Source organism: Streptomyces sp. NPDC003943 (genome assembly GCF_053605265.1).
Genome location: NZ_JBSGIW010000046.1, coordinates 49360 through 60030, shown reverse-complemented (window position 1 = coordinate 60030; position 10671 = coordinate 49360). Strand labels below are relative to the sequence as shown.

The following is a 10671-nucleotide window of genomic DNA, read 5'->3' as shown; positions in this document are numbered from 1 at the left end:
CCCCGCGCCCGGCCGCCCCGACGGACCGCGCGCGTCAGCCGCCCCGGCGGCGCCGGTTCGACCCGGCGACGCCTTCGGCCTGGCGCCGGCGGGCGCCGACGGGGGCCGCGCGGCGGCGCCGGGCAGGCAGGCCGGGCGCGCCGCCGCACGGAGCGCCGCGCGTCCCAAGCGGCGCGGCCTCGTGGCGGCGGCCGTGGCGGCCGGCGTGGTGCTGGTCGGTGGAGGCGTCACGTACGGGCTGATGGACCGGACGGCCGGTGACCAGGTCGCCGACGGCGGGCAGCGGCCCGACGGTAAGGCGAGCGACGAGCCGGGGCGCGTGCTCGACGACCCGGCGGGCACCGCCGGGCCCACCGCCACGAAGACCCCCGGCCCGGGCGACAGCAGCCGCCCCGGCGACGCCGGTTCGGCCACGGCCGGCACACCCTCGGGCCGGCCGTCCGACGAGGGCGGCACCCCCGGCACCTCCGGTACGGAGCCGAGCACCCGGACGGGCGGCGACCCGGCCCGTACCCCCGGCGCCAAGGCCACGACCAGCGCCCCGACCACCGCCGCGCCCCCGCCGCCCGCGACGAGCGGCGGCTGCACCGCCTCCGGGTCCTCGTCGACCTGCCAGGTGGTGTCGACGGCGACGAGCACCCGCTACGACGGTGGCGAGATGGGCACCGTGGCGCCCGGACCGCAGCTGTTCTACTGCCAGGTGGACCTGGACCACTCGGAGACGTACGGCGGCCGCACCAGCCGCTGGTGGGCCAGGACCGATGACGACGACGGCAACACGAACGTGTACGTCAGCGTCCTGCACCTGAGCGGCGGCGGGGCCGGAGGACCGGTCGAGGGGCTGCGCATCTGCTAGCCGGCCCGCCACCGTGCGAGGTGAACGGCCGTCGCGGACAGGGCGATTCCGGCTCCCGCGCCCAGCAGGAGCGCGGCCATGCCGGCCGCCCGGCCGACGCCCCGCGCGAGCGGGACGCCGGGCAGGAGGGGCCGGTCTCCGCGGAGGACCGGTTCGGAGTCACCGGTCCCTCGGCGGGGTCAGTCCTCGGGCGGCGGCGTGATCTCGCCCGACCCGCGGGCGATCAGCCGCGTCTCCAGGACCACCGTCTCCGGGGCCTCGGCCGCCCCGTCGAGGCGCCGGAAGAGGCGTTCCGCCGCCGTGCGGCCGAGGGCCGCCGCGTCCTGGGCGATCACCGTGATGCCGAGGAGGTCGGCGAGCTCGATGTCGTCGAAGCCGACGAAGGCGACGGGGCGTTCGCGCCCGGCGAGGACCCGTACGACGGTGACGGTGACCCGGTTGTTGCCGGCGAAGATCGCGGTGACGGGATCCGGGCCGGACAGCAGCGCCTCGACCGCCTCGGCCACGCGCTCCGGGTCCGTCGGGCCGAGGGACACCCACTCCTCGGCCACGTCGAGACCGGCGTCCGCCATGGCGGCGCGGTAGCCGCGCAGCCGCTCGGTCGCCGTGTGGATGCGGGGCCGGTCGCCGATGAAGCCGATACGGCGGTGACCGTGGGCGATCAGGTGCGCCACGCCCGCCCGGGCGCCGCCGAAGCTGTCGGACAGGACGACGTCCGCGTCGATGCGGCCCGCCGGGCGGTCCACGAAGACGGTGGCGACGCCCGCGCGGATCTCCGGCTCCAGGTAACGGTGGTCGGTGCCCGCCGGGATGACGATCAGTCCGTCGACGCGCCGCGCGCACAGCGCGAGCGCCAGCTCCTGCTCCCGGTCCGGGTCCTCCGCGCTGGAACCGTTGATGAGCAGCGCGCCGTGCGCCCGGGCGACCTCCTCGACGGCGCGGCTGAGCGGACCGTAGAAGGGGTCGGCCAGGTCCTCCAGGACGAGGCCCACCGACGCCGTGCGTCCCTTGCGGAGCACCCGCGCGCTGTCGTTGCGGCGGAAGCCGAGCGCTTCGATGGCCTCCTGGACCCGGCGCTCGGTGTCGGGGGTGACGCCCGGCTCGCCGTTGACGACCCGGGAGACGGTCTTGAGCCCGACGCCCGCCCGGGCGGCGACGTCCTTCATCGTGGGCCGATTGCCGTAACGGTGCTCGTGGTGGCGGGCGATGTCGGCCACGGTGTGCGGTTCCTCCGTCATGCGTCGGGGCGGGGTCGGTGCGCGGGTCGTGGTGCTGCCGGATCGGTGCCGGACGGCTGCCGGACCGGTGTCGATCAGTGCCGGACCGGCCCGCAGAACGGATGTCGATCTCGTCGCTGTCGAGCATAGGCCCTGGACAACGTTGTCAGAGCGGGGAAGACTGGTGCGGAAGACTGTAGGCCGCACCCATCACCACCACGGAGACCCGGAGCCCCATGCGCACTGACCTCGTCGTCGCTCTCGACATCGGCGGCACCAAGATCGCCGGAGCGCTGGTCGACGCCGAGGGCCGGATCCACGTCCGCGCCCGCCGGACGACGCCCGCGCAGGAGGACGGCGAGAAGGTGATGCGGGCGGTGGCGGACGTGCTGGGTGACCTGGCCGCGGCCCCGGAGTGGGCCTCCACCGGTGCCGTCGGCATCGGCAGCGCGGGCCCGGTCGACGCCTCGAACGGCACCGTCAGCCCGGTCAACGTGCCCGGCTGGCGCGACTTCCCGCTGGTCGAGCGGGTGCGACGGGCCACCGGCGGACTGCCCGTCACGCTCGTCGGCGACGGCGTCGCCATGACCGCCGCCGAGCACTGGCTGGGCGCCGCGCGCGGCCACGACAACGCGCTGTGCCTCGTCGTCTCCACGGGCGTCGGCGGCGGCCTCGTCCTCGACGGGCGCGTCCACCCCGGCCCCACCGGCAACGCCGGCCACATCGGCCACATCAGCGTGGACCTGGACGGCGACCCGTGCGCCTGCGGCGGGCGCGGCTGCGTCGAACGCATCGCCAGCGGGCCCTACATCGCCCGCCGCGCCCTGGACCACGGCTGGCGCCCCGGCCCCGACGGCGACACCTCCGCCGCGGCGGTGGCCGCCGCCGCCCGCGCGGGCGACCCGGTGGCCGTCGCCTCCTTCGAACGCGCGGCCCAGGCCCTCGCCGCCGGAATCGCCGCCACCGCCTCCCTCGTCGAGATCGACATCGCGGTCGTCGGCGGGGGAGTGGCGGGCGCCGGCGAGGTCCTCTTCGCCCCGCTGCGCCGCAGCCTCCGCTCGTACGCCACGCTCTCCTTCGTACGGGACCTGACCGTCGTCCCCGCGCTGACCGGCACCGACGCCGGGCTGCTCGGCGCGGCCGCCGCCGGCCGCGCGGCAGGGGATCCGGTACGGAGCTGACGGCGCCGCCGGCGCGGAGGGAGCCGACGGCCTGGAGCATCCGGGACGGAACTGCGGGAGCCGACGGCGCGGACGGCCTGGAGCATCTGGTACGAGCTTGCAGGCGTCGACGGCGCGGAGCACCCGGTACGAGCTGCGGGAGCCGACGGTGCGGACGGCGCGGACGCGGGGCGCCCAAGGGGCGCGCGGCCGGCTCCGTACCGCCTCCGGCGACGCTCCCGCGTGCGCCGTTTCGCCCCGCCCGCCCCCGGGGGTTTCCGTGGCAGGGTGGTGCGGGCAAGCCACAGGGGGCAACCCCACAGGGGCAACCGCAGAGGGGGAATCGTGATCGTCTGGATCAACGGTGCGTTCGGCGCGGGGAAGACCAGCACCGCGCGCGAGCTGGTCGATCTGATCCCGAACAGCACGCTGTACGACCCTGAGTCCACCGGCGGCGCCCTGCGCCTGCTGCTCCCGCAGAAACGTCTCGCGGAGGTGACCGACTTCCAGGACCTGCCGATCTGGCGCCGCCTGGTCGTGGACACCGCCGCCGCGCTGCTCGCCGAGGTCGGCGGCGTCCTGGTCGTCCCGATGACGCTGCTGCGGCAGGAGTACCGGGACGAGATCTTCGGCGGCCTCGCGGCCCGCCGCATCCAGGTGCGGCACGTCGTGCTCACTTCCGACGAAACGATCCTGCGTGATCGGATCGACAGCCGCGCCGCCCACGACGCGACGGCACCGGCGGACGCCGACGCAGTGCCCCGCCCCGGCTCGGCGGAGACCGCGGCCGACGCCGCCGCCCGGGTGCGCCGCTGGTGCCTCGACCACATCGAGCCGTACCGCACCGCCCTCGCCGGCTGGCTCGCCGCCGACGCCTACGCCGTCGACAACTCCGCCCGCACCGCCGCCGAGACCGCGCGCGCCGTCGCCGACGCCGTCACCGCCGGCCATGCCGCGCCCTGCGGCATCGTCCAGACGCCCGAGCCCACCGGCGAGACGCTGGCCGCCGGCGTCCTCCTCTTCGACGAGCACGACCGCTTCCTGCTCGTCGATCCCACCTACAAGCCCGGCTGGGAGTTCCCGGGCGGCGTCGTCGAACCGGGCGAAGCGCCCGCCCGCGCCGGCATGCGCGAGGTCGCCGAGGAGATCGGCCTCCACCTCGACGCCGTACCCCGCCTCCTCCTCGTCGACTGGGAACGCCCCCAGCCCCCCGGCTACGGCGGCCTCCGCCTCCTCTTCGACGGCGGCCTCCTCCGCACCACCGACGCGGCCCGCCTCCTCCTGCCCGGCGCCGAACTCCGCGGCTGGCGCTTCGTCACCGAACAGGAGGCCGCCGACCTCCTCCCGCCCGTCCGCTACCACCGCCTCCGCTGGGCCCTCAGGGCGCGCGAACGCGGCACGGTGCTCAACCTGGAGGCAGGGGTGCCGGTGGGCTGACCCGCGCGTCCGGTCGCCGGTCCCCGGTCACCGGTCAGGGCGACGAATCGGGGCGCCGTCCGAAGCGGGCGGCGATCCGGTCCGCCACTTGGCAGAAGTCCAGCGGCAGCTCAGGGTTGCTCCCCGGTCCCTCCAGCCGGGCGATCTCCGCCCCGCCGTGCAGGACGCGCAGCACCGACCCGTCCGCCTCCCACCGGACCGCGCCCAAGCCGTGCGCCCACACCAGCGTCGTGCCCTCCCAGAGCTGGAGGTGCCGGGTGGTGGTGCGCAGCTGCAGGGGCGCGGCCTGCTCGCCGCCGCGGCGGCCGCTCCAGGCGGGCGCCGGAGCCGGCCACACCGGATAGGCGTTGAGCACCGTCTCGTTCGGCTCCAGGGAGTCCTTGTGGGCCCGGTCCTCCCGGCCTGTCCTCGCCCCCGCCACCGTGCCCGCGACGACGCCGAGGACCGCGGACGGCGCCGCGACCCACCAGGCGAAGCCCGTACTGAACCCTTCCACCAGCATGTACACCCCGGCGAGGAGTCCGCCGATGGCTCCACCGCCGAGCCCGGCCCGGCGCAGCCGTCGCGCCCGGTCCTGCTCCCGCGGTCCGACCGTGCCGCTGACCGTGTCGCTGTGGGTGTCGCCGTCCGCGGTGCCGTCCGTGTCGCCGTCCGTGGCCTCGTTCGCCGGCATGAGCCCCCCGTCGCTGCGTCCGTCGGGAGAGGACGACGAAGATCACACCCCGGCGGTTCCCGGGTCGCCCTGGGCCGCCGCCTTCGCCAACCGCTCCGCCGTGTCCTCCGTCACCGGCTCGCCGTGACCGCAGCACAGTACGGACGGGCGCAGTTCCGCGAGCCGGCGCATGGAGGCCAGCGCCTCGGCGCGGTTCACATGGAAGACGCCGAACATGACGTCCGGGACCGAGGCCACGGTGTCGCCGGCGAACAGCACGCCGTGGCGCGGCAGATGGACCGCGATCGAGCCGGGCGTGTGCCCCGGTGTGTGCACCACCACCGCGCCGTCGCCGAAGCCCAGCTCCTCGCCGTCGGTGACCTCCCGGTCGACCCGGGTCGGCGGGGCCTCGGGCGTGGTGAGACCGTGCTCGAAAATGGGCCGTTCCCAGTCCGGCAAGTCCGGCTCGGGGACGGGGAGTTCGCCACGGATGACCGGGGCGTCCAGCGGGTGCGCCACGATCTCCGCGCCGAAGCGGTCCGCGAGCTCCTGCGCCGCGCCCACGTGGTCGCGGTGGCAGTGCGTGAGCACGATCCGGCGGATCAGGGCGGGATCGAGGCCCGCGCCGCGCAGCGCCGCCTCCACCGCCTGCGCCGAACCGGCCCAGCCCGCGTCGACCAGGGTCAGCTCGGTCTCGTCCCGCCACAGGTACGCCTGTCCGATGGAGAAGCGCAGCATGTGCAGACGGGGAGTGATCTCTACGAAGTCCATGCCGCGAACGTACGTGGCCGGACCCGCCCGCCGGACCGGCCTACGCTCTGGGCGAGTTCCGCCCAGAGCGTGACCGCGAGCGCCGTGCCGGTTCCGCCCGGGCGGATCAACCCTGCTTCGAGCGCGCGTAGTTGACCAGGAAGTGCGCCTCCGCGACCGACAGCCGCTCCAGCTCCTGCGGCGACACCGACTCGTTCACCGCGTGGATCTGGGCCTCCGGCTCGCTCAGGCCGATCAGCAGGATCTCCGACTCCGGGTAGAGCGCGGCCAGCGTGTTGCAGAGCGGGATCGAGCCGCCCATGCCGGCCGTCTGCATCTCCTCGCCCGGGTACGCGATCCGCATCGCCTCGGCCATCGAGGTGTACGCCGGGCTGGAGGTGTCCGCCTGGAACGCCTGGCCCTGGCCCACCTGCTCGAAGCTCACCCGGGCGTTCCACGGCGTGTGCTTCTCGATGTGCGCGTACAGCAGCTCCGTCGCCTTCGCCGCGTCCTGGCCGGGCGGCACCCGCAGGCTGATCTGCGCGCGGGCCGTGGCCGGGATCGACGGCGTCGCGCCCGCCACCGGGTGCGCGTCGATGCCGATGACCGTCACGGCCGGGCGCGCCCAGATGCGGTCGGCGACCGTGCCGTTGCCCGGCAGGTCGACCCCGTCGAGCACCTTCGCGTCCTTGCGGAAGTCGGCCTCCGGGTACTGCAGGCCCTCCCACACCGCGTCCGCCGGCAGCCCGTCGATGACGGTCGAACCGTCCTCGGCCCGCAGCGAGTCCAGCACCCGGATCAGCGCGGCCAGCGCGTCCGGCGCGGCGCCGCCGAACTGACCCGAGTGCAGGTTGCCCTGCAGCGTGTCGACCGTCACCCGGATCATCGTCATGCCGCGCAGCGTCGCCGTCACCGTCGGCAGGCCGACCCGGAAGTTGCCGGCGTCGCCGATCACGATCGCGTCCGCCGTGAGCAGCTCGGGGTGCGCCTCCGCGTACCGCTCCAGACCGCCCGTGCCCTGCTCCTCCGAGCCCTCCACGATCATCTTGACCGTGACCGGCACCCCGCCGTTCGCCTTCAGGGCGCGCAGCGCGAGCAGGTGCATGATGAAGCCGCCCTTGCAGTCGGCCGCACCGCGCCCGTACCAGCGGCCGTCCTCCCGCTCGGTCAGCTGGAACGGCGGGGTCACCCACGCCGCCTCGACCAGCATCGGCTGCACGTCGTAGTGCGCGTAGAGAAGGACGGTCGGCGCACCGGCCGGCCCGGGCAGCACGCCGTACACCGACTGCGAACCGTCCGGGGTGTCGAGCAGCGCCACGTCCTGGAAGTCCTCCGCGCGCAGCGCGTCCGCCACCCAGTTCGCGGCGGCCTCGCACTCGCTGCGCGGCGCGACGGCCTCGTCCGCCACCGAGTGGAAGGCCACCAGCTCCGTCAGCTCCGCCTTGGCGCGGGGCATCAGGGACGCGACGGTCTCGGCGATCGGATTCGAGGTCATGGGGCACGCTCCTGGTGGGTGCGACGTTGTCAGGACGACGCCGTGTCGGATGTACGGCGAACGCATGGCCGATCCTACGGCGCAGGGCGACACGGCCGGGCCCCGCGCCGGAGCTACCGAGCCGTAGGATGCGATCACAGCAGAACCACCGGTCGGATCAGGAGCAGAAGCACATCGTGAGCAGCGAGAACGCAGACGCCGGAGCGGCGGAGGACGGCGTGGCCGAAGCCGGGGCGAACGGCCCGGACGGCCCGGCCGAGGGGCAGCAGGTCTGGGACGTGGTGGTGGTCGGCGCCGGACCGGCCGGCGCCTCCGCGGCCTACGCGGCGGCGGTCGCCGGACGCCGGGTGCTGCTCCTGGAGAAGGCCGAGCTGCCCCGCTACAAGACCTGCGGCGGCGGCATCATCGGCCCGTCCCGTGACGCGCTCCCGCCCGGTTTCGAGCTGCCCCTGCAGGACCGCGTGCACGCCGTCACCTTCCAGCACAACGGCCGCTTCGCCCGCACCCGCCGCTCCCGGCGCATGCTCTTCGGGCTCATCAACCGGCCCGAGTTCGACGCCCAGCTCGTCGAGCACGCCCAGAAGGCGGGCGCCGAGCTGCGCACCGGAGTCACCGTCAGCCGGGTCGAGCAGCACGGCCCGGCCGTGCCCGACCGCCGTACGGTCGCCGTCGTCCTCGCCGACGGCGAGACCGTCCTCGCCCGCGCCGTCGTCGGCGCCGACGGCAGTGCCAGCCGGATAGGCGCTCACGTCGGCGTCAAGCTCGGCCAGGTCGACCTCGGCCTGGAGGCCGAGATCCCGGTGCCCGCGTCGGTGGCCGAGGACTGGAAGGGCCGCGTCCTCATCGACTGGGGCCCGCTGCCGGGCAGTTACGGGTGGGTCTTCCCCAAGGGCGACACGCTCACGGTCGGCGTCATCTCGGCGCGCGGCGAGGGCGCCGCCACCAAGCGCTATATGGAGGACTTCATCGCCCGGCTCGGCCTCGCGGGCTTCGAGCCGGCGATCTCCTCCGGCCATCTGACCCGCTGCCGCACCGACGACTCGCCGCTCTCCCGCGGCCGCGTCCTGGTCTGCGGCGACGCGGCCGGTCTGCTCGAACCGTGGACCCGCGAGGGCATCTCGTTCGCGCTGCGCTCGGGCCGGCTCGCGGGCGAGTGGGCCGTCCGGATCGCCGAGGCGGCCGACGCCGTGGACACGCGGCGGCAGGCGCTCAACTACGCCTTCGCCATCAAGGCCGGGCTCGGCGTGGAGATGGCCGTCGGGCGCCGGATGCTCGCGGTGTTCGAGCGCCGTCCGGGGCTGCTGCACGCGGTGATCACGGGGCTGCGGCCGGCCTGGGGGGCGTTCTCGGACATCACGCGCGGTTCGACGACGCTGGCCGGCCTGGTGCGCGGCAACGGCTTCGCGCACCGCGCGCTCGACATGCTCGACCGCCGCATCGACACCTCGGCGGGTGTCGGTCCGGCGGGCCGGGGCGTCACACCGCGCAAGGACGAGGCCGACGAGGCGGGGGACGTCGAGGCCGGGGACGTCGACACTCCCTGATCGGTACGGGGTGGGTTGAGCAGTACGGGGCGGGCCTGAGCGGCCCGGTCCCGGGTGAGAGGGCGGTGCGGACCGGGTCCGTACCGCCCTCTCACGCGTTCGGGGCGGCGGCCGTCGTGGTGATGCGGAAGACGGGGTGCCGGGGTGCGATGGCGCGCAGCTGCTCGTCCGTGGAGTCGGGCCCGACGCCCTGGAAGAACACCCCGACCTCCGCCTTCCAGCGCTTGAGGTACGCGCGGAGGATCACCGGCTTGTCGTCGTCCGCGATCTCCACGGCGGTGAACGGCTGCGCGTGCTTGCCGAGGTGCAGCTCGCCGCCGCCCGCGGCCCGCATGTTGTGGGTCCACTGGACGTGGCCGCGCGGGGCCACGAGGTACTGGGCGCCGTCCACGGTCAGCAGGTTGACGGGGGTGCGGCGCCATTCGCCGCTCTTGCGGCCGCGCACGGCGAGGACCCGGGAGCCCCAGACGCTGACGCCGCGGCGGGTCAGCCAGGCGACGGTGCGGTTGAAGACGTTGACCGTGAACCAGCCGGGCTTGATGACGTGGGCGGAGGGCTGAGAGGGCTGCGCGGGCTGAGCGGACATCGGGTGCCTCCTGGCGGCAAAGGGTGAGCGTCGCTCCGAAGTGTGAGCACCGCTCTCGCTTGAGAACAGTGTGCACGGATCGGTGCTCACAAGCAAGAGCGGTGCTCTCGTTTCAGTGCGGTGCTCCGAAACATGGCAGACTGCTCTCCATGACCACCGTTCAAGGAGCCCGCGCCCGCGCCCGGATCGAGATCACCGCCGCCATCAAGGACGAGGCCCGCCGCCAGCTCGCCGCCGAAGGCGCCGCCAAGCTCTCCCTGCGCGCCGTCGCCCGCGAGCTGGGCATGGTGTCCTCCGCGCTCTACCGCTACTTCCCCAGCCGCGACGACCTCCTCACCGCGCTGATCATCGATGCCTACGACGCCGTCGGCGCCGCCGCCGAGCGGGCCCACGCCGCCGCCGAGGCCGCCGACCCGCGCGCCCACCTCGACCGCTGGACCGCCGTCTGCCGCGCGATCCGGGCCTGGGCCGTCGAGAACCCGCACGAATACGCCCTGATCTACGGCTCCCCGGTGCCCGGCTACACCGCCCCCCAGGACACCGTCGACCACGCCGCCCGCGGCGGCCTCGTCCTCGTCTCCATCGCCCGCGCCGCCTACAACGACAAGGGCATCGCCCCGCCCCCGCTCCCGGCCGGCCTCCGCCCCGAGGCCGAACGCCTCGCCGCCGACCTCGCCCCCGACCTCCCCCCGGCCCTCGCCATCGCTCTCGTCTGCGCCTGGGCCGAGCTGTTCGGGCTGATCTCCTTCGAACTGTTCGGCCAGTTCAACAACGTCATCGAGGACCGCGACATGTTCTTCGCGACGGCCGCGGAACGCCTCGGCCGCGAGGCCGGGCTGCTGCCCAAGCCGTGAGGGCCGGGGCGCCGTCGCGGACGCCGGCCCCCCGGCCGGTCACCTCTCCGGACCCGCGCCCTCGGAGTCGTACACCCACCCCCGTACTCCCGCCCCCATACCCAACCCCCGTACTCCCCG

9 protein-coding genes and 1 pseudogene are annotated in these 10671 nt (G+C 75.0%); 5 read left to right on the top strand and 5 right to left on the bottom strand.

Translation table 11 applies throughout. The annotated features are described in order from the left end of the window. Window positions 1-856 (top strand): annotated as a pseudogene (locus tag ACWEV0_RS20160) (hypothetical protein); the annotation flags it as partial. A 179-nt stretch (window positions 857-1035) separates the two neighbouring features. On the opposite strand, the gene ACWEV0_RS20155 reads toward ACWEV0_RS20160, so the two are convergent. Then, complete coding sequence (locus ACWEV0_RS20155) at window positions 1036-2073, bottom strand: LacI family DNA-binding transcriptional regulator (RefSeq protein WP_453150686.1); 1038 nt, start codon at window positions 2071-2073, stop codon at window positions 1036-1038. Between the two features lie 236 nt (window positions 2074-2309). On the opposite strand from ACWEV0_RS20155, the gene ACWEV0_RS20150 reads away from it, so the two are divergent. Beyond that, on the top strand, window positions 2310-3254 hold the full coding sequence (locus tag ACWEV0_RS20150; RefSeq protein WP_453150684.1) for an ROK family protein: 945 nt from the start codon (window positions 2310-2312) through the stop codon (window positions 3252-3254). Window positions 3255-3578: 324 nt separating this feature from the next. Then, on the top strand, window positions 3579-4670 hold the full coding sequence (locus ACWEV0_RS20145) for an NUDIX hydrolase (RefSeq protein ID WP_453150682.1): 1092 nt from the start codon (window positions 3579-3581) through the stop codon (window positions 4668-4670). A gap of 34 nt (window positions 4671-4704) precedes the next feature. On the opposite strand, the gene ACWEV0_RS20140 is transcribed toward ACWEV0_RS20145, so the two are convergent. The 3 genes from ACWEV0_RS20140 to ACWEV0_RS20130 form a co-directional block, all read right to left on the bottom strand. Further along, window positions 4705-5343 (bottom strand): hypothetical protein, encoded by a 639-nt coding sequence (locus ACWEV0_RS20140; RefSeq protein WP_453150681.1) that lies wholly within the window; start codon window positions 5341-5343, stop codon window positions 4705-4707. Between the two features lie 42 nt (window positions 5344-5385). Next, complete coding sequence (locus ACWEV0_RS20135) at window positions 5386-6093, bottom strand: MBL fold metallo-hydrolase (protein ID WP_453150680.1); 708 nt, start codon at window positions 6091-6093, stop codon at window positions 5386-5388. Window positions 6094-6199: 106 nt separating this feature from the next. Next, window positions 6200-7567 carry a M20/M25/M40 family metallo-hydrolase gene (locus tag ACWEV0_RS20130; RefSeq protein ID WP_451605465.1) on the bottom strand — a complete coding sequence of 456 codons (1368 nt, stop codon included), beginning with the start codon at window positions 7565-7567 and terminating at the stop codon, window positions 6200-6202. A gap of 128 nt (window positions 7568-7695) precedes the next feature. On the opposite strand from ACWEV0_RS20130, the gene ACWEV0_RS20125 reads away from it, so the two are divergent. Further along, window positions 7696-9111, top strand: coding sequence for a geranylgeranyl reductase family protein (locus tag ACWEV0_RS20125; protein ID WP_453150678.1), 1416 nt, complete (start codon window positions 7696-7698; stop codon window positions 9109-9111). A gap of 91 nt (window positions 9112-9202) precedes the next feature. Here ACWEV0_RS20125 and ACWEV0_RS20120 read toward each other — a convergent pair whose 3' ends face one another. Then, window positions 9203-9697: a nitroreductase family deazaflavin-dependent oxidoreductase gene (locus ACWEV0_RS20120; protein ID WP_453150677.1), complete on the bottom strand. Its 495-nt coding sequence runs from the start codon at window positions 9695-9697 to the stop codon at window positions 9203-9205. A gap of 149 nt (window positions 9698-9846) precedes the next feature. Here ACWEV0_RS20120 and ACWEV0_RS20115 point away from each other — a divergent pair, with 149 nt between their 5' ends. Further along, window positions 9847-10551: a TetR/AcrR family transcriptional regulator gene (locus tag ACWEV0_RS20115; RefSeq protein ID WP_453150676.1), complete on the top strand. Its 705-nt coding sequence runs from the start codon at window positions 9847-9849 to the stop codon at window positions 10549-10551. Window positions 10552-10671: the final 120 nt, after the last annotated feature.

Coding starts and splice junctions, on each gene's coding strand:
- ACWEV0_RS20120 (WP_453150677.1), bottom strand. CDS start 9,697: ATGTCCGCTCAGCCCGCGCAGCCCTCTCAGCCCTCCGCCCACGTCATC.
- ACWEV0_RS20125 (WP_453150678.1), top strand. CDS start 7,696: ATGCGATCACAGCAGAACCACCGGTCGGATCAGGAGCAGAAGCACATC.
- ACWEV0_RS20140 (WP_453150681.1), bottom strand. CDS start 5,343: ATGCCGGCGAACGAGGCCACGGACGGCGACACGGACGGCACCGCGGAC.
- ACWEV0_RS20115 (WP_453150676.1), top strand. CDS start 9,847: ATGACCACCGTTCAAGGAGCCCGCGCCCGCGCCCGGATCGAGATCACC.
- ACWEV0_RS20135 (WP_453150680.1), bottom strand. CDS start 6,093: ATGGACTTCGTAGAGATCACTCCCCGTCTGCACATGCTGCGCTTCTCC.
- ACWEV0_RS20150 (WP_453150684.1), top strand. CDS start 2,310: ATGCGCACTGACCTCGTCGTCGCTCTCGACATCGGCGGCACCAAGATC.
- ACWEV0_RS20130 (WP_451605465.1), bottom strand. CDS start 7,567: ATGACCTCGAATCCGATCGCCGAGACCGTCGCGTCCCTGATGCCCCGC.